Origin of the sequence: Streptomyces endocoffeicus, from assembly GCF_016741935.1 — a bacterium.
Lineage (GTDB): Bacteria > Actinomycetota > Actinomycetes > Streptomycetales > Streptomycetaceae > Streptomyces > Streptomyces endocoffeicus.
This window is the reverse complement of record NZ_JAERRG010000006.1, coordinates 159,196-180,253: the sequence shown is the minus strand read 5'-3', so window position 1 is coordinate 180,253 and position 21,058 is coordinate 159,196. Positions and strand designations below refer to the sequence as shown.

Here is a 21,058-nt window from a genome sequence, read left to right as displayed (position 1 = left end):
GAGCGCCTAGCGGGGCAGCCGGCCCGGGTCGGTGGCCCAGCCGGTGTCGGGCCGGTCGGCCAGGTCGAAGGAGAGCGAACCGCCCTGGCGCACGACGGAGCCGTCGAGCCATGAGGTGTCGTGCGGTCGGCCGTTCACCCGCACCGCGTGCACATAGGGGTGAGTGTCGGACGCGTCCGGGGCGTCGATGGTCAGGGCGCGCCGCTGTCCCGCCGGGGCGATCACCGCGCGGGGGAAGAGCGGTCCGGTGAGCAGTGCCTCGGCGCGCCCCGGGGCCTGCGGATAGAGGCCGAGCGCCGCGAACACGTACCACGCGGACATGGTGCCCAGGTCGTCGTTGCCGGGCAGCCCCTTCGGTCCGGTGCCGTACACGGTGGTGATGATCTGGCGCACGGTCTCCTGGGTCTTCCAGGGCTGCCCGAGCGCGTTGTAGAGCCAGGGGGCGTGGATGCCCGGTTCGTTGGTGGGGTCGTAGCGGAGCGGATCGCCGCCGCGGACCGACCAGGAGCCGTCGGGCTTGTGGAAGAAGCCGTCCAGCCGGGCCGCCGCCTTGTCGCGGCCGCCCATGGCCCCGGCGAGCCCCGGGACGTCCTGCGGCACCATCCAGGTGTACGTGGCCGCGCTGCCCTGGGCGAAGCCCCGGTCGGACGCCGGGTCGAAGGGGGTCACCCAGGAGCCGTCGCGGTTCCTGGCCTGGATGTATCCCGCCGCGCCGGTGGCCTGGGGGTTGAACACATTGCGCCAGTAGCCGCCGCGCGCGCCGAGCTCGTCGGCCTCCTTCGTACGGCCGAGCAGCCGGGCCCAGCGGGCGAGCGCGTCATCGGCGACGGAGTCCTCCAGGGTCTCCGCGGCGCCGCCCCAGCAGTGGCAGGTGTCCTGTGCCGCGTACCGGGACTCCAGGTACTGGGCGAGGTTCGGACGCTGGCCCTCGCACTGCCCCGGGCAGCCCTTGTCGGAGAGCCCGTCGGGGTGCGGGACGGTGGCTTGTCGGTAGAGGGAGTCGAAGGCGCCCTTGGCGTCGAAGTTCCGCACCCCCATGGCGTAGAAGGTGGCGAGCGTGGCGGCGGAGGGGTCGCCGGTCATCACATGGGTGGCGCCGCTGATGTGCACCCAGCGGTCCCACACCCCGCCGTTCTGCCGTGCGAAGTTGAGCAGCGACTGGGCGAAGTCCCCGGCGACCTCGGGCTGGAGCAGGGCGAGCAGCTGCACCTGGGCGCGGTACTGGTCCCAGCCGGAGAAGTTGCTGTACTGCGCCGTCTGCCCGCGCTCTACGCGGTGCGGTGTGCCGTCCATGCCCGGGTAGCGGCCGTCGGTGTCGCTGATCAGGTTGGGCTGCTGCAGCGCGTGGTAGAGGGCGGTGTAGAATGCGGTGCGGCGCGGCTCGCTGCCGCCGCTGATCCGGATGGCGCGCAGCGTGCGGTCCCAGGCGGCCCGTCCCGCGGCGGCCACGTCGGCGACGCTCGCCCGGGGCGCTATCTCGGCGCGGAGATTGGCCTCGGCGCCCGCGAGGGAGACGTACGAGATGCCGAGCCGCATCCGGACATCGTTGTCCCGCGCGGTGTCGAAGCCGACGTATCCGCCGGAGCCGCGCCCGGCCCGGTCGGCGCCGGTGAGATAGCCCTCGCCGCCGTCGGCGGTGGTGGCGCCGGGTGAGAGCCGGTCGTTCTCCCAGGTGCCCACGGTGGAGAAGGCACGGTCGAACGAGGCGCTGAAGTAGAGGCGGTAGTAGGTCTTGCGGTTGTTCTCCCCGCCGTTGGCGCGCCGTCCGCAGAACGCGCCGGTGAGCACCCAGCCGGTGACCTTGTGCCGCTCGCGGTCGATCTCGATATGCGCGTTCTCGCTGCCGTTGAGCGAGTTGGAGGTGCGGAACAGCAGCCGGGCCGGGGCGTCCTGGGGGAAGGAGAAGTCGGCGACACCGGCCCGCTCGCTCACCGCGAGATCGGCGGCCGCGCCCGAGTCGAGCCCCACCCGGTAGTGGCCGGGCTCGGCCTTCTCCTTCTCGTGCGAGAAGGTGGCGGCGTACTTCTGGTCCTTGGTGTCGGCGGTGGGAGAGCTGTCGACCTCGCCCACGAACGGCATGATCGGCACATCGCCCGCGGCTCCGGGGTGGCAGCCCGCGCCGTTGACATGGGTGAGGCTGAAGCCCCGGACCCGGGTGGTGTCGTACGCATAGCCGTTCGCCGCCGCGGTGTTGGTCTGGTCGCCGGTGGTGCTGGTCGGGGACCAGGCGATCATGCCGAACGGCAGGTTGGCGCCCGGGTAGGTGTTGCCGCCGCCGGCCGAGCCGATCAGCGGGTCCACGTGGTCGACGGGGTGACGTACCTCGTCGGCCCGGGACGCCGCGCTCGCCGCGGGGGCCTCGACGAGCGGGGCGAGCAGCGCGCCGACCGCCACCGCCACTCCCCCGCCGACCAGCGCCGATCGGTATCCGAGTCTCTTTCGCCGCGTTCTGTGCGTCTCCATCGGGGATCACGCCCTTCCATGTGTCGGAGTGAATCTAGGGGCGTACGGTGACGCTGGAGTGAACCGGACGCCTGCGACGCACGGCTGACGGCGGGACCGGTCCCCGGGATCCCGCTCTACGGTGCCCGCCATGCGGATCACTTGGAGACTCGTCCTCGGCTTTCTCGCCGTCTCGGTCCTCGCCCTCCTGGCCGCCCTGGCGCGTCCGTCGTGGCCCGAGGAGCGGGGCGCCGCCGGGCCGACGGCGTCGCTCACCGTCGGGAAGGGGACCGAGCGCTGCACCCTGCGCGCCGCCACCCCGCGGGAGGCGGCGCGCCGGGCGAGGCCAGGGGACACCGTCTGCTTCGACGGCGATCTGTCCCGGCAGCGGCTGGTCATCACCAGGGGCGGAAGCCGGGAGCGCCCGATCACCTACGCCGGGGGCGGGGACGCGGTGGACGGCATCACCGTCGAGGCCGACGATGTGATCGTGGACGGGTTCCGGTCCGTCCGGCCGGAGGCGCCCGGGATCGAGCTGACCGGCCACCGCGTCACCGTGCGGAACAACACCGTGATCGGCCCGAGGGGCGGGGACGGCGACGGCATCCGGTTCTTCGGCGACGATCTGACCATCGCGCACAACACCGTCCGCGACACCGACAACAGCCGTGGCCGGCACGCCGACTGCATGCAGACCTTCGCCAGCGACACCCCGCCCAGCCACCGTGTCCGCATCGAGAACAACCGCTGCGAGGACATCGACAACATGTGTCTGATGGCCGAGGGCCCGAACGACGGCGAGGGCGACGGCCACGGCACCACCGGCGACTTCACCATCAGGGGCAACCACTGCGAGACGCTGCGCGCCTCCCAGGCCCTGATGTTCGAGGACGTGCGGAACGCCACCGTCACCGGCAATGAGTTCGCCGCCCCCACCCACCACGCCATCGGCCTCGCCCACCACTCGACCGGCGCCCGGATCGACGGCAACACCCTCCACCCCGGTATCCGCTACGAGGTGGGCATCGACGCCTCGTCCCGTCCGGGTTACCGGGGCCCGGAGCCGGGGGGCCCGCCGTAGGAGCCTCTGGGAGGAGGAGCCGGGGGGAGCGGGGGCGCGGGGTTCTCCCGCTCCCCCCGGGATACGTTCTCCCTTTCGCTCCGGGACGGCGGACGCCCGGTCATACGGCGCCCGCCGCGCCGCGTGCCGCCGCCAGATCCGCCACCAGGCGCTTCTCGACCGGCACGCCGGGGTCGGAGTACTGCCCGGACAGACACACCGGGCCGGTGAAACCGAGCTCCGCCAGTTGCCCGAGCGCCGCCGACCAGTCGGCCAGCCCCTCGGGGCCGGGCACGAACCAGGGTTTCCAGTGCCCGCCGACGGCCTCACCGGCCGGTTCGGTGCGCACATGGACGGCGTTCTTGAGGTTGACGATGCCGAGCCGCTCGGCGACCAGCGGCAGGGTGACCCGCGGATCGTCGCCCGCCAGCGCGTCATGGGCGGCGTCCCAGATCACCCGGAAGTGCTCGACCGGCAGACCGTCGAGGAGGTCCATCACCCCCAGCGCGGAGGACACATAGCGCCCGTGGTGCGGCTGCACCCCGACCTGGACGCCATATCCCTCGGCGAGCGGCGCCGCGTCCGCCAGCCGTTGCCGTGCCCGCCGGACCGAGGCGGCGTAGCCGTCGGGGCCCAGCTCGGCCATGACCCGGATCATCGGCACGCCCGCCTCCCGGCACGCCGCGAAGACGGGTTCGCGGAGATCGCTCGCGACGCTGATCACCTCGACGCCCTCCGCCCGCAGCCGCGCGGTGAACTCCGGCAGCAGCCGTCCGGCTTCGCCCGGGGTGACGTACGCGGTGTCCCGGACCGGGATCTCGGCACCGGTGAAGCCGAGGCCGGACACCAGCCCGCCCAGGGTGTCGCCGGGCAGCGTGGACCACGGTTTGGTGAACACGGACCAGATAAATGTCATGGTGTCAGCGGCCTCCGAGCCCGCTCATGGTGATGCCTTTGACGAACCAGCGCTGGGTGAGGAAGAAGAGCACGATGAGCGGCACGGTGGTGATGGCGGCGGCCATCAGCAGCAGATTCCACTGGGTGCCGTTGGTGGACTGGAACACCTGGAGGCCGACCGCCGCGGTCCTGGTGGAGTCGCTGTTGGATATCACCAGCGGCCAGAGCAGGTTGTTCCACTGGCTGATGAACTTGAACACCGCGAGCGTGGCGATGGCCGGGATGGCCAGCGGGACGATCACCCGGATGAACGTCTGCCAGCGGTTCGCGCCGTCGAGACGGGCGGCCTCCTCGTAGTCGCGGGGCACGCCCAGGAAGAACTGGCGGAGCAGGAACACCCCGAGCGCGGTGAAGGCGTGCGGCAGGATCATCCCGGGCCAGGTGTCCACCCCGTGCAACTTCGCCACCAGGATGAACTGCGGGATCAGCGTGACCTGCGAGGGGATCATCAAGGTGGTCAGATAGACGCCGAACAGCACGCTCCGGCCCCGGAAGCGCAGCCGGGCGAAGGCGTACGCGGCCAGGGCCGCGGTGACCGTCTCCAGGAGCGCCGTACCCCCGGCGAAGAAGACGGTGTTCAGCAGATAGCGGCCCAGCGGGACGAGGTCGAAGGCCCGGCCGATGTTCTCCGGATGCCAGCTGCCGGGCCAGAACGACGGCCGTGCCGCCATCGACTCGGCGTCGGACTGGAAGGCCACCAGCACCATCATCACGATGGGGGTGAGGGTGACCGCGGTGACCAGGAAGCAGGTGAACACCAGCAGCCGCCGGGCCGCCGCGGGCGAGCGGCGGAGGGCCGCGAGCGCGGGCACGTCAGAGGTCATAGTGCACCAGCCTCCGCTGGAGCAGGAACTGCGCCGCGGTGATGACGACGATGAAGGCGAACAACACCATCGACTGCGCGGCCGCGTAGCCCTGCTCGTAGTTCTGGAATCCGGTCCGGTAGATGTACATCACGAGCGTGGTGGTGCTGGATCCCGGCCCGCCGTCCGTCATCACCAGCGCCTGGTCGAAGACCTGGAAGGAGCCGATGACCGAGGTGACCACGGTGAAGAACACCGAGGGCGACAGCAGGGGCAGCGTCACCGCCCGGAAGGTCCGCCAGGGCGAGGCACCGTCCACCCTGGCCGCCTCGTAGAGCTGCTGTGGAATGGCCTGCAGCCCGGCGAGGAAGATCACCATGCCGAAGCCGAAGCTCTTCCAGACGCTCATCAGGATGAGGGCGGGCATGGCCCAGTCGTCCGAGATCAGCCAGGCCGGGCCGTCGATTCCGAAGACACCGAGCACCGCGTTGATCAGCCCGTCGTGCGGGATGTAGAGCCAGACCCAGACGAAGGCCACCGCCACGGTGATCGTCGCGTAGGGCAGCAGGAGCAGCGACCGGAACACCGCCATGCGCCGCAGCCCCTGGTTGAGCAGCAGCGCCAGGCCCAGGCTGACCAGCAGTGTCAGCGGCACACTGACGAAGGTGAAGTACGCGGTGTTGCCGAGCGCCGACCAGAAGGTGGTGTCCGGGCCGAGCCGGGCGAAGTTGTCCAGCCCGATGAAGTGGGGCGGGCTGAACAGGTTCCAGTCCAGCAGCGAGATCACCCCGGCCGCGACCACCGGTCCGGCGGTGAAGACCAGGAATCCGGCCAGGCTGGGCAGGAGGAACAGCCAGGCGGCGAGCGTCTCCGAGCCGTTCCGCCAGAACCGGGGGCGGCGCAGCGGGCCACGCGGGGGGCGCCGTGGGGCCGCGGTCGCCGCGGCGGGGGTTTCGACAGCCATCGTGATCCTTCCTCAGGTGGCCTGGCGGACGGCGTCCCGGTGCTGGCGCATCAGGGCGTTCAGCCGTGGCATCACACCGTCGATCGCGTCGCGGACGCTCACCTGGCCGAGGAAGGCCCGGGGCAGGTCCTGGCCCAGCAGCAGCCGGACGCGGTTCCAGTTGGTGGTGACGTTGAAGGGATGGCCGCCGGCGACCTCGCCCTTCAGGATCCGCTGGACGATGCCGAGGTTGGCGGGCGGCGGTTCGAAGGCGCTCGCGGCGGAGAGCCGCGCGGGGTTGTTGCGCCCGGCCCGTGCGTAGATGTTCAGCGCGCCCGTGCTGGTGAGGGTCTTCAGCAGTCGCCACGCCAGGTCGAGGTCGTCGTCCTTGACCCCGGAGGGAATGGCGAAGCTGGAGCCCGACACCCGCGGTGTGGATCCGGCCGGCCCGGCGGGGAAGGGCACGATGTCCCATGTGAAGGGGGCCTTGCGGACATTGAGCACCTGCCAGGGGCCGTTCTGCATGAAGGCCACGTTGCCCTGGAGGAAGTTGGCCAGGGATGCGCCGGAGGCGTTCTGGGCGACCAGATTGTCGATCGGCGGGGTGACCCGGTCCTTGACGAACAGGCCGACCACGTAGTGGATCGCCGCCAGGGCCTCGGGGGCGTCCAGGGGGCTGGTGTCACGGTCCCCGTCGAGGACATCGCCACCGGCGCAGTAGATCCAGGACACCAGGTCGTCGATGGTCGGCGCGCAGGTGAAGCCGTACTGGTCCTTCGGCTTGCTCAGCTCGATGGCCAGATCCCGGAAGGTGTCCCAGCTCATGGGCTCGGTCGGGGACGGCGGATCGACGCCGTTCCGCTCCAGCAGTGTCCTGTTGTAGTAGAGCACGGTCGGTGCCACGTCGAAGCCGATGGCGTAGGTGTGGCCGGCGAACGAGGAGATGGACCGGATGGCGGGGTAGAAGTCGTCGAGGTCGAAGTCGGGGTCCGCGGCGATGAGATCGTCCAGCGGCCGGTGTGCGCCGCGTGAGGCGTAGGTGGGGATCAGCCAGCCGTTGAGGGCGGTGACCATCCCGGCCGTTCCGCTGACGAGCTGCAGATCGAGTTTGGTGGGGTAGCCGTCGGAGGGGGTGAGGGTCGAGGCCGATCTGATGTGCATGCGCCGCTCGACATAGCGTCCGAAGTCGGCCCAGACCCGGTTCTCCTCGGGGCTGCTGGACCACATGGACCAGGTGGCCGTGCCGGGCGGCGGACCGGAGGAGCAGCCGCCGAGGGCTCCCGTGGTGGCGAGTCCGCCGAGGGCCGCCCCCTTGAGCAGAGCACGCCGGGAAAAGCTGGAAGACATCGTCGTCTCCTCGCTGCTGGGTCTGGGTGCGCAGATGTTCAGGACCAGGCCAGGTCCATGGATTCGGCGCGGATGCGTTCCTCGTCGACCTCGACGCCGAGCCCGGGGCCGGAGGGGACGGTGGCGGTGGCCGCGACGATGTCCAGGTTCTCCACGTAGAGGTCGGCCAGCAGCTCCGGTCCGTTCAGCTCGGCGGGCAGGGCCAGTTCCAGCTGGCTGAAGAGGTGCAGCGCGGCCGCGAAGCCGATGCCGCAGTCGGTCAGCCCGCTGGCCAGCACCTCCAGGCCGCCCGCCAGCGCGACCTGGGCGGTCTTCAGGGCGTTGCGCAGCCCGCCGGATTTGCAGATCTTGACGACCACCAGATCGGCGGCGTCCAGGCGGAGGGTGCGGGCCAGGTCCTGGGCGGTGAAGCTGCCCTCGTCGATGGCCACCGGCAAGCTGATCAGGTCCCGGACCCGGCGCAGGGCGAGGGTGTCGGTGCCCGGCACGGGCTGCTCCACGCACGTCAGGTGCGGCACCTCGCGCACCGCGTCCATCAGGCGGGCGAGGGCGGTCGGCCGGTAGGACTGATTGGCGTCCAGCCAGAGGGGTTTGCCCGCGGCGACCTCCGCGACGGCGGTGATGGCCGCGGTGTCCGCCGCGGGATCGCCGCCGATCTTCACCTTGTAGGCGGTGTAGTCCGAGGACTGGTGGGCGTGTTCGCGGACGGCGGCGGGCTCGCCCACCCCGATGGCCGAGCAGAGCGGCACCGTGTCCCGGAGCTTGCCGCCCAGCAGGGCGTGGACCGGCAGCCCGGCCAGCTTGCCGGCCGCGTCGTGCAGGGCGATGTCCACCGCGGCGCGGGCGAACGGAAAGCCGTTGGACACCGCGGGGCTCAGCCTGCGGCTCGCCCGGGTGTGGAACAACTCCACGTCGAACGGGGTGAGTTCGAGGAGGATGGGGGCCAGATGGCGCTTGATGACGACGGCGATCGTCTCGGCGGTCTCATAGCTCCAGCTGGGCAGGGCGCGCTGTTCGCCCCAGCCGACCACCCCGTCCTCGGTGGTCAGCTTGACGAAGATGACCGACCCCGCCTGATCGGGGGTGCCGACGGCGCCGCTGCCCAGCACGAACCGCCGGGCGAACGGCACGGCCACGGGGAAGACCTCGACCGCCGTGATACGCGACATGGTGAAGTGACTCCTGACATAAGGTCGATGACGCGAACGGCCGGATGCGGAGCGCGGGGGCCGGTCAGGCGGCGATGGGCCAGGAGGCGGGGTCCACGAAGCTCGGACCGCGGACACCCTTGTCCAGCCAGTCGGCCACGTCCGCCATCACATATCCGGCCAGCGCCAGATGCCCGTCCACGGTGTCCCCGGCGATATGCGGGGTGAGCAGCAGGTTCGGGCAGCCCAGCACGGACTCGCCGAACCGCGGCGGCTCGGGGTCGAAGACGTCCAGCGCGGCGAACAGCCGCCCCGCCAGGACCTGTTCCAGCAGCGCGCCCTGGTCGACGGCCGGTCCCCGGGCGGAGTTGACGACCACGGCGTGGTCGGGGATCCGCTCGATGAGCCGGGCGCTCACCAGGCCACGGGTGTCGGGGAGGTCGGGCACATGGACGGAGACGAACGGGCAGCCGAGGGCCTCCTCCAGCGTGGCGGCCCGCACCCCCAGCGCGGCGGCCGCCTCCTGGTCCAGATACGGGTCGTACACCACCACCTCGCAGCGGAACGGCCGGAGCAGGGTGATCAGGGCGCGGGCCGTGGAGCTCGCGCCGAGCACGCCCACCCGCCGGCCGGTGAGTTCACCGCCCCGGAAGCCGCTCTGCTTCCAGCCGCCGGCGCGTATCGCGGTGTCGAACAGCGGCAGCCGGCGGGCCAGGGTGAGCATCGCCGCCAGGCAGTACTCCCCCACGGACCAGGCGATCCGCCCGGCGGCCGAGAAGACCGCGACGCCCTGGTCGAGCACCTCGCGGTCGATGAGCTTCTTCACCGTCCCGGCGGCGTGGGCCACCACCCGGGGGCCATCGCCACCGGCCCAGATCGCCCGGTCCAGACGGGGTGTGCCCCAGCTGGTCAGCAGCACATCGCTGCCGGCGGCGAGCCGGGCCACCACGTCCGCGGTCAGCGGCTCATCGGCCCAGCTCACCTCGTAACGTTTCTCCATCAGCCGCCGGGCCTCGGCGCTGATCACATCGGCGGCACGCTGGGGGGTCATGGCGACGGCGAGTCTGGACAACCTGGCTCCTCGGACGGGATCGGCGCGGATCTGCCCTGTGGCGGTCGTCATGACCGTAGGGGCACGCCGCCATGCCCGTCCAAGCCCACTTTCGCATCGCCCCATACCGTGAGGGCATGAACCTCTCCCTGCAGCAGCTCCGCGGCTTCGTGGCGGTGGCGGAGGAGCGGCACTTCGGCCGTGCCGCCGCCCGCCTCAATATGACCCAGCCGCCGCTGACCCGTCAGATCCAGGCGCTGGAACGCGCCCTGGACGTCGTCCTGTTCGAGCGCACCGGACGAGGCGCCCGGATCACCGCGGCGGGCCGGGTCTTCCTGGACCACTGCCACCGGGTGCTGGCCCTGCTGGAGGCCGCGCCGACCGCCACCCGCCGCGCCGCCGAGGGCCGCACCGGCACCCTGCGGCTGGCCTTCACCGCGATCGGCGCGTACGCCATCCTGGCCGACGTGCTGGATCTGGTGAAACGGCATCTCCCCGATGTCACCGTCGAGTTGACCGAACTGGTCAGCCCCGATCAGTTCGCCGCCCTCTCGGAGCTGCGCATCGACCTGGGTCTGGTGCGGCCGCCCATCCCCGAGGGGTACGCCTCGCTCCCGGTCCACTCCGAGGACCTCGTCCTCGCCGTCCCCTCCGGCCATCCGCTGGCCCATGGCGACGAGGACACCCCCGTCGCCCTGACCGACGTGGCCGACGACTACATCGGCTACAGCCCCGAGGGCTCCCGCTATCTGCACGACATCTGCGCCGCGATGATCGGCGTGGACCGCTACGCCGTCAGCCAGTTGACGTCCCAGGTCCCCACCATGCTCGCCCTGGTCCGCGCGGGCCTGGGCTGCGCCCTGATCCCCCGCTCGATCATGACCATGGGCGTCCACGGCGTCCGCTACCGCGAACTGGCCCCGGCCGACGCCCACTCCGTGACCCTCCACGCCTGCTGGAGCCCGGACAGCCCCAACCCGGCCCTCCAGCGGCTGGTGGACGTCCTCAACCAGGAGCGTTCGGGAGGCGGCTGTGAGATAGGCCATAGCGGGCGGTAAGTAACGGTCCAAAGATATATAAACAGCCGCCAGGCCATTGAGCAGAGGGCCTTCGTGATCCGTATTCGCCGGTGCAAGCACGGGCAGACACTGCTCCGCACAACGACCGGCGTCCCCGCCAGGAGGCTCTATGCGATCCCGGTACTTCGTGACAGGTACCTCCCTCCTCATAGGTTCCGTGGTGGTCACCCTCGGTGTGATCATGTCGCCCGTACTGACGGGCGTGCAGCAGACGAACCAGACGAACCTGGCGAAGACGAGCACGACGCAGTACGGACCGCTCACCGGCGCCGACCGGGACTTCGTGGTCAAGGTCCGGCTCGCCGGACTGTGGGAGTACCCCGTCGGTGAGCTGGCCCTCAAGAAGGGCACCACGGCGGCGGTGAAGACGGCCGGTGAACACCTGATCGTGGGGCATGCGCAGCTGGACGACGCCTCGCGCGACATCGCCCCCAAACTCGGCATCACCCTGCCCAACAAGCCCACGCCGCAGCAGCAGGGGTTCCTGGACACCCTGACGGCCGCCACGGGCAAGAACTTCGACAGCCAGATGGCCCAGATCCTGCGCATCACCCACGGCCAGATCTTCAGCTCCATCGCCAAGATCCGGGCGACCAGCAAGAACACCCTGGTGCGTCAGCTCGCCACCCAGGCCAACAACACGGTGCTGGACCACATCACGCAGATGGAGAACACCGGGATGGTCGACTACCAGCGGCTTCCCGCCCAGATCACCGCGACCCCGACCCAGGGCCCGAACTTCACCAAGCCGGTGCTGCCCAAGCCCGGTGAGCCCATGGTCGTCCTCAAGAAGCCGGCCTCGCTCGAGGGGAAGGGTGAACCGCCCACGGCGTCCCCGCCCGCCCCGGTCGACGACGCGCCGGGCTCCTCGGCCTCCCCGACCACTCCGGGCGCCACCTCCTCCCCCTCCGCGCCCGCCGTTCCGTAACACACCGTCAGGAGAGCGCAGACAAGCCGGGTGAAACGCGGGCGGTTTCCGCCACATCGGTACCGTCAAATCACGCCACTCTGTGCGCCGCGGGGGTGCGAAACGGCTCCGGGAGAGCCTCATGACCACCCCCGGCGGGCACCGCGCCGCGCCCCGGCTCCACGCGTATGCGTACTCGACCATCGCACGACCGTCTACTGACCCATCCACCACGTCTGCAATAGGACGGTGGAATATGCGCCCGCCCGCCTGTGGCCCGGCGGGCCCCGCACCCGCTAGGAATCGTTCAGAGGGCCGATGACCGGGCCCGGCACGGCCCCGGGCAGGGGCTGCCGAGACCTACGGGACCCATGGGGCGGCGGACCCTACTACGCTCCGCCCGCCATTTCCGAGCATTACTGGATTTAACCCCCAACAGCTGAACCCTGCGTAACCTCACCGTCACTGGCGAAGCGCCACCGGTGGGCGCCCGCCATGAGTGACGCAGGGAGGGGAGGCCGCATGCCCGGAATCGACGAGTGCTTACTGGAAGCGATGACCGTGAACGGCGCGCGCGGAGCCGCCGTGATCGAGTGGACCAGCGGACTTGCGCTCGGCATGGTCGGCGAGGTGCGCGACGAGGACCCCGAGGCCACCGCGGCGGAGACGGCGGAGCTGGCCCGGATGGCCGCCGAGCAGCGGGCGTTCGCCGCGCTGGACCCCGGGAGCGGCAAGAGCGGCGCCGACGCCGACGAGGCGGACGGGGAGCCCGCCGTCGAGGACGTCATCGTCACCACCCGCACCTGCTACCACCTGCTGCGCTTCGTCGACACGGCCTTCGACAGCGGCGTCTTCTTCTATCTGTGGCTCGACCGCCGGGAGGGCAATCTGGCGCTCGCCCGGATCCGGCTGCGCGACCTGTGCGGGCGGCTGGCACTGATATGAGCCTGCCGCACCGGACCGGGGCACGGACCGGGCACGCCCCCAGCCTCACCGGGCTCGCCGAGGAGCGGGCCAGCGGCGCCCTGCTGTGCGACGCGGGCACGGTCTATCTCCGGGACGGCCAGGTCGTGCACGCCGAGAGCCCCGCGGCCCCCGGGATCGAGGTGCTGCTCACCACCGGTGGGCGGCTGACCGCCGACAGCTGGCGGGAGGCGGTGGGCCGGACCGGCCGGGCCGGTGGGGTCGGGCGGTTCCTCGTCGACAGCGGCCGGCTGTCGGGCGCGGAGCTGGAGATCTGCCATCTGGGCGCGCTGTTCGACGCGGCGTACTTCGCGCTGGGGCACGGCAGCGGCCCCCGCGGCTTCCAGCGGGGCGCGGCCCACTGGCTCGGGCCGGTGCGCCCGGTGGGCGCGGTGGCCGTCGAGCGCGAGACCCGGCGCCGCGGCGAGCTGCTGGCCGCCCTGTGGCCGTATCCGCAGGTGGACACGGAGCCGGTGGTGCTGCGCCGACCGGACGGCCGCGCCCCGGCCGTCACCCCCCGTCAGCGCGCGGTGCTGGCGCTGGCCGACGGGGTCCGCACCCCCGCCCGTATCGCCCGCGAGCTGGGCCGGCCCGCCTTCCACACGCTGATCGACATACGGCGGCTGGCGGCGGCGGGCCATGTCGCCACCCCACGCCCCACACATCCGGAACATCCGGGCCGCCCCGGCCCGCCCGCCGGTTCCGCCGGTTCCGCCGGTTCCGCGCCGACCACCCCGGACCGCGGTCCCGGCGCGGCCGTCTTCACCGATCCCGATATCGACCTGCTGCGTCGGCTCCGCGACGCCTTGGAGGCAACCCTGTGATTCCCCCGACCGACCCGCCCGCCCCGACCGACCCGCCCGACCCGTGCGCGGCGTCATGAGGCTCACCCTGCGGCAGCGCACGGAGCGGAAGTGGCTGCTGGCCGCCGAGCCCGAGGTGCTGGAGGAGCTGCGCCGGCTGCGGGCCCGGGTGACCCATGTGACCGGCGCCCTCGCCGCCACCAGCGATGGTGTGGTGCTGGCGCATGACACGGCCACCATCGAGCCCGAGGGCGTGGCGGCGCTGACCGCCGCGGCCCTCGGGGTGGCGCAGTCGCTGGCGGGTGCCACCGGGCGGGGCGCCTTCCGTGAGTTGCTGGTCCGCGGTGAGAACGGCTATGTGGCCACCTACGCCGCGGGGTCCACGGCCGTACTGACCGTACTGGCAGGTGACCGCACCAACGTCGGCCGTCTCCATATGGAGGCCCGGCGCTCGGGCGCCCGGCTCGCCGATCTGGTGGGCGGCGCCCTCAGCAGGGCCGAGCAGCCCTGACCCACGACCTCCCCCACCCGGCGCGCACCCCGCGCGCCGAGACCCGATCGCACATCACTGACATCGAAAGGAACAGCCACGATCATGGCGAACACCCAGACCGCGCTCAAAGAGGCGATGACGTCCATCGAGGGCTCCCTCGGCGCCGCGCTGGTCGACTACTCCAGCGGGATGGCCCTCGGCACCGTGGGCGGAGGAAAGGAGCTCGACCTGACGGTGGCCGCGGCGGGCAACACCGATGTGGTGCGCGCCAAGGTGCGGACCATGGAGCAGCTCGGTCTGCAGGACGGCATCGAGGACATCCTCATCACCCTCGGCAGCCAGTACCACCTGATCCGGCTGCTGAGGGGCCGGGACAGCCAGGGTCTCTTCCTCTATCTGGCGCTGGACAGGAACCGGGCCAATCTGGCGATGGCACGCCACCAGCTGCGCAAGATCGAGGCCGACCTGGAGGTCTGAGCCGTACGGCCCCGATCCGCGCGCCGCGAATCCGGTGGGTCGGTCCGACCCACCGGACGACGGCACGCTAACGGACCAGGCAGGGCCGCTTGTTGTCGAAGGTCCAGCCCGGAATGAGATAGCGCATGCCCACCGCGTCGTCCCGCGCCCCCAGCGCCTTCTCCTGGTAGAGGGCGTGGGCGGCGAGGAGCCGGTCGCGGTCGAGCCGGATCCCCAGCCCGGGGGCGTCCGGGATGGCGATCTCACCGCCGGCGATCCGCGGCGGCTCGACGGTGAGCCGCTCCATCCCCTCCTGCCAGATCCAGTGGGTGTCCAGGGCGTTGTACGCGCCCGGGGCGGCGGCTCCGCAGTGGGCCACCATCGCCAGGGAGATGTCGAAGTGGTTGTTGGAGTGGCAGCCCCAGGTCAGGCCCATCTCATGGCAGAGCTGGGCCACCCGTACCGACCCCTGCATGGTCCAGAAGTGAGGGTCGGCCAGCGGGATGGAGACGGACTGCAGCGCCAGTGCGTGGGTCATCTGCCGCCAGTCCGTGGCGATCATGTTGGTGGCCGTGGGCAGTCCGGTGGCCCGCCGGAACTCGGCCAGGATCTCCCGGCCGGAGTAGCCGTCCTCGGCGCCGCACGGGTCCTCGGCGTAGGCGAGCGTGCCGAGCAGCGGCCGGCACAGTTCGATCGCCTCGCGCAGCGACCAGGCGCCGTTGGGGTCGAGGGTGATACGGGCCTCGGGGAACCGCTCCTTGAGCGCCCGTACCGCCTTGACCTCCTCGTGTCCCTCCAGGACCCCGCCCTTGAGCTTGAAGTCCGCGAAGCCGTAGAGGTCGTAGGTGGCCTCGGCCTGGCGGACGATCGCCTCGGGGGTCAGCGCCTCCTCGTGGCGGATGCGGTACCACTCGGCGTCGGCGTCGGGTTCCCGGACGTACTCCAGGTCGGTCCGGCCGGGGTCGCCGACGTAGAACAGATAGCCCAGGACCCGTACCGAGTCGCGCTGCTGCCCGTCGCCCAGGAGCGCCGCGACGGGCACCTCCAGATGCTGCCCCAGCAGGTCCAGCAGGGCCGACTCGACGGCGGTGACGGCGTGCACGGTGGTGCGCAGATCGAAGGTCTGGGTGCCCCGGCCCCCGGCGTCGCGATCAGCGAACCGCTGCCCGATATCGCGCAGCACCCGCTTGTAGTCGCCCACCCGCGCCCCGACGACGAGGGACTCGGCGTCCCGCAGCGTCTGGGTGATCTTCTCACCGCCGGGCACCTCGCCCAGTCCGGTACGGCCCTCGGAGTCCTCGAGGACCACCACGTTGCGGGTGAAGTAGGGGCCGTGGGCGCCGGAGAGGTTCAGCTCCATGCTGTCGCGGCCGGCGACCGGGTAGACGGAGAACGAGGTGACGGTCGGCTGGCTCATCGTGGCGTCCTTGGGTCGGGGGCGGTCAGACGTTGAGTGTCGGACCTGCAGTGTCAGACATTGAGTGCTTCGAGGGCGGCCTCGACGGCCAGCACGCCGCCGAGGCCGAGGACCGCGAGCACGGTGGTGTAGGTGGTGCGCGCCTTGATGGCGTCGATGACGGAGAGGTTGAAGTACTCCTTGAACATCCAGAAGCCGGGGTCGTTCACATGGCTGAAGGCGATCGATCCACACGAGACGGCGAGGACCATCAGCTCGGGGTGGACTCCGCTGTTCTCCAGGAGCGGCTGCACCACACCGGCGGCGGTGACCACGGCGACCGTGGCGGATCCGAGCGCGATCCGCAGGACGACGGCGATGAGCCAGGCGAGGATGATCGGCGAGATGGACCAGTCGTCGGTGAGGTCCTTGATGTAGTCGGATATCCCGCCCTCGACCAGCACATTCTTGAACGCGCCACCGGCCCCGATGACCAGCAGGATCATCGCCATCGCCTGGGCGGCGGAGTTGCAGGAGGCGCTGACCTCGGACAGGCTCCGGCCGATCCGCGGGCCGAACGCCCACACCGCCAGCAGCAGGGTCAGCAGCAGGGCGATCGGCGCGGATCCGATGAAGGTGATGAAGTGCAGGACCGGGCTGGAGCCGGACACGGCCATGTCGGTCACCGCGGCGCCCGCGATCAGCACCACCGGGACCAGGGCCACCGACAGCGACCAGCCGAGGCCCGGCATCTCCTCCTCGGTGAAGGTGCGCTCGCTGACCAGGCCCTTGGGGATCTCGGGGTCCATCCGGCGGACGAACGGAAGGCGCGGCCACACCAGGGCGATCAGCGCACCGGCCGGCACGGCGATGAACAGCCCGTAGAACAGGGTCAGGCCGACGGAGGCGTGGAAGGTCGAGGCCACCGCGGTGGGCCCGGGGTGGGGCGGCAGGAAGCTGTGCATGGTGGACAGGGCGATGGACATCGGAAGGCCGACCCACAGCAGGTTCTTGCGGGTGACCCGGACGATGGTGAACGCCACCGGCACGATGATGACGAAGGCCACCTCGTAGAACATGGTCACGCCGATGAGCATGGCGGTGACCACCATCGCCACCTGGACCCAGCGCAGTCCGAAGGTGTCGATGAGGGTGTTGGCTATGCGCTGGGCCGCGCCGCAGTCGCCCATGACCCGGCCGACCATGGCGCCCAGACCGACGACGAGCATGGTGTCGCCGATCTGACCCCCGACGCCCTCTCCGAGGACATCGGGGATCTTCTCCATCTCGACCCCCTGCACCAGCGCGACGCCGACGGCCACGAGGAGCAGGGCGATGAAGCCGTTGAGCTTCAGCTTGGTCATGAGGAACAGCAGGATCGCCACGCTGATTCCGACGACGACTAGAGGCATGTCTTCAGTTCCCCTTTGAACTGCGGCCGGTTGAGCCGGAGACTCGAACGGCTGCCAGACGGGCCAAGGAGTCCACGTACATGCACTCCGTCTATATATGCAGATGGAGGCTAGAGGGGTGAACACCACCGGTCAATGGGTACGGCCATGGATCCGTGACCGGCGTGGGCGCGAAACGGGCCCCGTGGGAGCGAAACGGGCTTATCGGGCGCCGAACTCCGCCTTGGCGCCCGTCCAGGCGCGGGCCTGCTCGCTGAGGGTGACGCCGAGACCGGGCCGTGCGGACACCCGCATCCGGCCGTCGCGGATCTCCAGCCGCTCGTTGAACAGCGGCTCCAGCCAGTCGAAGTGCTCCACCCACGGCTCCTGCGGATAGGCGGCCGCCAGATGGAGGTGGATCTCCATCGCGAAGTGCGGGGCGAGTTGCAGATGGTGCTGGTCGGCGAGGGTGGCCAGCTTGAGGAACTGGGTGATGCCACCGATGCGCGGTGCGTCGGGCTGAATGATGTCCGCCGCGTTGTGGCGTATCAGCTCCCAGTGTTCGGCCACACTGGCCAGCATCTCCCCGGTGGCCACGGAGGTGTCCAGCGAGGCGGCGAGGGCCGCGTGACCGGCCGCGTCATAGGCGTCCAGCGGCTCCTCGATCCAGACCAGGCCGAACTCCTCGAAGGCGCGCCCCATGCGCTGTGCGGTGGGCCGGTCCCACTGCTGATTGGCGTCCACCATGAGCGGTACGTCGTCGCCCAGGTGCTCCCGTACGGCGGTCAGCCGGCGCAGGTCCTCCTTGCCGTCCGGCTGCCCCACCTTGATCTTGATACCGCCGATTCCACTGGCCAGCGAGGCCGTCGCGTTCTCCAGCAGCTGCTCGGTCGGCGTGTGCAGAAAGCCACCGGAGGTGTTGTAGCAGCGGACGGTGTCGCGGTGCGCGCCCAGCAGCTTGGCCAGCGGCAGCCCGGCCCGCTTGGCCTTGAGGTCCCACAGGGCGATGTCGAAGGCCGCGATCGCCTGGGTGGACAGCCCGCTGCGGCCCACGGAGGCGCCGGCCCACACCAGTTTCGTCCAGATCTTGGCGATGTCGCTGGGGTCCTCGCCGAGGAGGGTGGGCGCGATCTCTTGGGCGTGGGCGAACTGGCCGGGCCCTCCGGCGCGCTTGGAGTAGCTGAAGCCGATGCCCTCGTGCCCCTCCTCGGTGGCGAGTTCGACGAAGAGGAAGGCCACCTCCGTCATCGGCTTCTGGCGCCCGGTGAGCACCTTGGCGTCGCTGATGGGAGTGGCCAGGGGAAGGACGACCGAGGACACTCGGATCCAGGAGACCCGGTCGAGGGTCGCCTCACCTGCCTGCTGCGCGGTGTGCGTTGCCGTATGCGATGTGGTCACCACGTGTTGTCCCTGCGTGTGGGGCCCGTAGGCGGGGCGAGTGGATGTCGTCGGAACCGCCCGGGCGGCCGACGAGCTCCTTTGCAAGCTAAGGTCGCCGGACGATCTACGTCTAACTTAAAATTGGCATGCGTTGATACCGGGAGAGCATCGTTGTTCACGCTCATGCAACTCACCAGCTTTGTGACGGTCGCCGAGGAGCTGCATTTCACCCGGGCCGCGGAGCGGCTGAAGATGACCCAGCCGCCGCTGAGCCGCCAGATCCAGCTGCTGGAGACCGAGTTGCGGGTCCAGTTGCTGGAGCGCACCAACCGCTCGGTGCGGCTCACCCCCGCGGGACGCGCCTTCCTCACCGAGGCCCGCCGCATCCTGCGCCAGTCCGAGCACGCCGTGCTCGCCGCCCAGCAGGTGGCCACGGGCGAGGCGGGGAGCATCGCCATCGGTTTCACGGCGGCCAGCGCCCACTCCGTGCTCGGCACACTGCTGGAGATCGCCCGTGCGGCCATGCCGGGCGCGGAGATCACCCTGCGCGAGATGGTCACCCGTGACCAGCTGGAGGCCGTCACCGAGCAGAGCCTGGACCTGGGGCTGGTGCGGCCCTCGGTCACCGGACCGGATCTGCGCTCCCGGCCCGCGGCCCGGGAGCGGCTGCTGGCCGCCCTGCCGACCGGGCATCCGCTGGCGGCGGGCGAAGGGCCGCTGAAGGTGGCCGACTTCGACGGGCAGGAACTGCTGATGTACTCGCCCATCGAGGCGCGCTACTTCAACGAGCTGCTCATCAGCATCTTCCGCGCCGCACACGCCACCCCGGTCTTCTCCCAGTACCTGAGCCAGGTCCACACCATCCTGGCCCTGGTGAACGGCGGCTGGGGAGTGGCCCTGGTCCCGGAGACGGCCGCCCGGCCGCGCTACCCGAACACCGTCTTCAAATCGGTGGACCTGACCACTCCGGAGCCGGTAGAACTCAATCTCGTGTGGCGCAAGAACAATGACAACCCGGCCCTGCACGCGCTTCTCCGCCACGCGGCCGCCCTTCTCCCCGACCGAGGAGCCCGACCGGCGTGACTCCCAGAACCTCCGGTGGCCTGCTGCGGCGCCACCGCGACTTCCGGCTGCTGTGGTGCGGCGAGACCGCGGGGAAGTACGGTTCGGCCGTCACCGGTGTGGCGATGCCGCTGATCGCCGTCTCCACCCTGCACGCGGACACCTTCGAGGTCGGTCTGCTGGCCGCCACCGCTTGGGCCCCTTGGCTGCTCATCGGTCTTCCGGTGGGGGCGTGGGTGGACCGGCTGCCCCGGAGGCCGGTGATGCTGGCCGCCGCCGCGGCCTCGCTGGTGCTGTTCGCATCCGTCCCGGTGGCCGCCCGGACCGGGCTGCTGAGCGTCGGGCTGCTGCTGGCCGTCGCCCTGCTGACGGGTACGGCGGCGGTGTTCTTCCAGACCGCCTACAGCGCCTATCTCGCCGGGCTCCTGGACCCCGCCGACCAGCCGGAGGGCAATGCCAAACTGCACGGCAGCGCGTCCGCCGCGCAGATCGCCGGGCAGGGCTCCGGCGGTCTGATCGCACAGCTGGCGGGCGCGGTGAACGGGATGTTCGTCAACGCCGCGACCTTTCTGGTCTCCCTGCTCTGCCTGACCGGCATCCGCTTCCGCGAACCGCGCGTCCCCCGGGCCGAGCGCCCGCCCCGGGCGCTGGCCCGCGAGGTGGCCGAGGGGCTGCGGCTGATCGCCGGCGACCGGTGGCTGCGCACCCTGACGCTCTTCGCGGCCGCGTCCAATCTGGCGCTGATGGGATACCAGTCGATCGCGGTGGTCTTCCTGGTCCGGACCGTCGGTCTGGCACCGGGGCTGGTCGGCGGCCTCATCGCGGCCGTCAGCCTCGGGGGCGTCGCCGGGGCGTTCTGCGCCCGCCGCGTCGCCGCCCGGGTCGGCGACGCACGGGCGACCCTCCTGTTCGAAGTGGGCCTGGCCGTCGGCGCCCTGCTGATGCCGATGACCGTCGAGGGGCCCGGGACGGCGCTGTTCGTGGCGGGCGGTGTCTGCGTCACCGCCGGTGTGGTGGGCGGCAATGTGATCAAGGCGAGCTTCCAGCAGCGCTACTGCCCGCCGGAGCTCCTGGGCCGGCTCACCGCGACATCGGCGTTCATCAGCTACGGAACGCTGCCCCTCGGGGCCCTGCTCGGCGGTGCGCTCGGCACCGCGCTGGGCCTGCGCGCCGCCATGTGGATCACCACGGCGGGCATTCCGCTCGCCGGGCTGATCCTGCTCTTCTCCCCCATCCGGCGCTCCCGGGACCTCCCGGTGTCTCCTCTCGCCCGGCGCCACGATGGCACACCGGCCCGGAAATCCGCCCAAGGTGGGGGCCCGTTGCCGTAAGGCTCGCGTCGCCCGGCCCACCGTGCGGAGCTAGGCTCGAAAGAGG

General features: G+C 71.0%; 19 protein-coding genes. 9 read left to right on the top strand and 10 right to left on the bottom strand.

Annotated elements, in window-relative coordinates; translation table 11 throughout:
- Nucleotides 1–6: 6 nt before the first annotated feature.
- Nucleotides 7–2,463 (bottom strand): GH92 family glycosyl hydrolase, encoded by a 2,457-nt coding sequence (locus JK364_RS17415; protein ID WP_201852011.1) that lies wholly within the window; start codon nucleotides 2,461–2,463, stop codon nucleotides 7–9.
- A 130-nt stretch (nucleotides 2,464–2,593) separates the two neighbouring features.
- Between JK364_RS17415 and JK364_RS17410 the strand changes: the two genes are divergently transcribed.
- Nucleotides 2,594–3,523: a right-handed parallel beta-helix repeat-containing protein gene (locus tag JK364_RS17410; protein ID WP_201852010.1), complete on the top strand. Its 930-nt coding sequence runs from the start codon at nucleotides 2,594–2,596 to the stop codon at nucleotides 3,521–3,523.
- Between the two features lie 100 nt (nucleotides 3,524–3,623).
- On the opposite strand, the gene JK364_RS17405 is transcribed toward JK364_RS17410, so the two are convergent.
- The 6 genes from JK364_RS17405 to JK364_RS17380 form a co-directional block, all read right to left on the bottom strand.
- Nucleotides 3,624–4,418: a sugar phosphate isomerase/epimerase family protein gene (locus JK364_RS17405; RefSeq protein ID WP_201852009.1), complete on the bottom strand. Its 795-nt coding sequence runs from the start codon at nucleotides 4,416–4,418 to the stop codon at nucleotides 3,624–3,626.
- Between the two features lie 4 nt (nucleotides 4,419–4,422).
- Entirely contained in the window at nucleotides 4,423–5,283 is an 861-nt protein-coding gene (locus JK364_RS17400) for a carbohydrate ABC transporter permease (RefSeq protein ID WP_201852008.1), read from the bottom strand.
- Complete coding sequence (locus tag JK364_RS17395) at nucleotides 5,273–6,226, bottom strand: carbohydrate ABC transporter permease (RefSeq protein WP_201852007.1); 954 nt, start codon at nucleotides 6,224–6,226, stop codon at nucleotides 5,273–5,275. The genes JK364_RS17400 and JK364_RS17395 overlap by 11 nt, the downstream gene beginning before the upstream one ends.
- 12 nt (nucleotides 6,227–6,238) lie before the next feature.
- Nucleotides 6,239–7,552, bottom strand: a complete 1,314-nt coding sequence (locus tag JK364_RS17390; protein ID WP_201852006.1) for an ABC transporter substrate-binding protein — start codon at nucleotides 7,550–7,552, stop codon at nucleotides 6,239–6,241.
- Nucleotides 7,553–7,590: 38 nt separating this feature from the next.
- Nucleotides 7,591–8,721 carry a mandelate racemase/muconate lactonizing enzyme family protein gene (locus JK364_RS17385; RefSeq protein ID WP_201852005.1) on the bottom strand — a complete coding sequence of 377 codons (1,131 nt, stop codon included), beginning with the start codon at nucleotides 8,719–8,721 and terminating at the stop codon, nucleotides 7,591–7,593.
- Nucleotides 8,722–8,785: 64 nt separating this feature from the next.
- Nucleotides 8,786–9,772 (bottom strand): hydroxyacid dehydrogenase, encoded by a 987-nt coding sequence (locus tag JK364_RS17380; RefSeq protein ID WP_201852004.1) that lies wholly within the window; start codon nucleotides 9,770–9,772, stop codon nucleotides 8,786–8,788.
- A gap of 116 nt (nucleotides 9,773–9,888) precedes the next feature.
- Between JK364_RS17380 and JK364_RS17375 the strand changes: the two genes are divergently transcribed.
- The 6 genes from JK364_RS17375 (at nucleotide 9,889) to JK364_RS17350 (ending at nucleotide 14,473) form a co-directional block, all read left to right on the top strand.
- A complete protein-coding gene (locus tag JK364_RS17375) occupies nucleotides 9,889–10,809 on the top strand; it encodes a LysR substrate-binding domain-containing protein (protein WP_230992094.1) in 921 nt (306 codons plus the stop codon).
- A gap of 130 nt (nucleotides 10,810–10,939) precedes the next feature.
- Nucleotides 10,940–11,758: a DUF4142 domain-containing protein gene (locus tag JK364_RS17370; RefSeq protein WP_201852002.1), complete on the top strand. Its 819-nt coding sequence runs from the start codon at nucleotides 10,940–10,942 to the stop codon at nucleotides 11,756–11,758.
- A 501-nt stretch (nucleotides 11,759–12,259) separates the two neighbouring features.
- Complete coding sequence (locus JK364_RS17365) at nucleotides 12,260–12,682, top strand: hypothetical protein (RefSeq protein ID WP_201852001.1); 423 nt, start codon at nucleotides 12,260–12,262, stop codon at nucleotides 12,680–12,682.
- Complete coding sequence (locus JK364_RS17360; protein ID WP_201852000.1) at nucleotides 12,679–13,524, top strand: transcriptional regulator; 846 nt, start codon at nucleotides 12,679–12,681, stop codon at nucleotides 13,522–13,524. The genes JK364_RS17365 and JK364_RS17360 overlap by 4 nt, the downstream gene beginning before the upstream one ends.
- Before the next feature lie 55 nt (nucleotides 13,525–13,579).
- Complete coding sequence (locus JK364_RS17355; RefSeq protein WP_201851999.1) at nucleotides 13,580–14,014, top strand: roadblock/LC7 domain-containing protein; 435 nt, start codon at nucleotides 13,580–13,582, stop codon at nucleotides 14,012–14,014.
- An 84-nt stretch (nucleotides 14,015–14,098) separates the two neighbouring features.
- Entirely contained in the window at nucleotides 14,099–14,473 is a 375-nt protein-coding gene (locus tag JK364_RS17350; RefSeq protein WP_201851998.1) for a hypothetical protein, read from the top strand.
- A 67-nt stretch (nucleotides 14,474–14,540) separates the two neighbouring features.
- Here JK364_RS17350 and JK364_RS17345 read toward each other — a convergent pair whose 3' ends face one another.
- The 3 genes from JK364_RS17345 to JK364_RS17335 all read right to left on the bottom strand — a co-directional run bounded on the left by JK364_RS17345 (nucleotide 14,541) and on the right by JK364_RS17335 (nucleotide 18,640).
- The gene (locus tag JK364_RS17345) at nucleotides 14,541–15,869 is read right to left on the bottom strand and encodes an enolase C-terminal domain-like protein (protein ID WP_201851997.1); all 1,329 of its coding nucleotides are present in this window, start codon (nucleotides 15,867–15,869) and stop codon (nucleotides 14,541–14,543) included.
- A gap of 53 nt (nucleotides 15,870–15,922) precedes the next feature.
- Complete coding sequence (locus tag JK364_RS17340; protein WP_201851996.1) at nucleotides 15,923–17,260, bottom strand: gluconate:H+ symporter; 1,338 nt, start codon at nucleotides 17,258–17,260, stop codon at nucleotides 15,923–15,925.
- A gap of 201 nt (nucleotides 17,261–17,461) precedes the next feature.
- On the bottom strand, nucleotides 17,462–18,640 hold the full coding sequence (locus JK364_RS17335; protein WP_201851995.1) for an L-talarate/galactarate dehydratase: 1,179 nt from the start codon (nucleotides 18,638–18,640) through the stop codon (nucleotides 17,462–17,464).
- A gap of 150 nt (nucleotides 18,641–18,790) precedes the next feature.
- Between JK364_RS17335 and JK364_RS17330 the strand changes: the two genes are divergently transcribed.
- On the top strand, nucleotides 18,791–19,702 hold the full coding sequence (locus JK364_RS17330; RefSeq protein WP_201851994.1) for a LysR substrate-binding domain-containing protein: 912 nt from the start codon (nucleotides 18,791–18,793) through the stop codon (nucleotides 19,700–19,702).
- On the top strand, nucleotides 19,699–21,012 hold the full coding sequence (locus tag JK364_RS17325; protein ID WP_201851993.1) for an MFS transporter: 1,314 nt from the start codon (nucleotides 19,699–19,701) through the stop codon (nucleotides 21,010–21,012). The genes JK364_RS17330 and JK364_RS17325 overlap by 4 nt, the downstream gene beginning before the upstream one ends.
- Nucleotides 21,013–21,058: the final 46 nt, after the last annotated feature.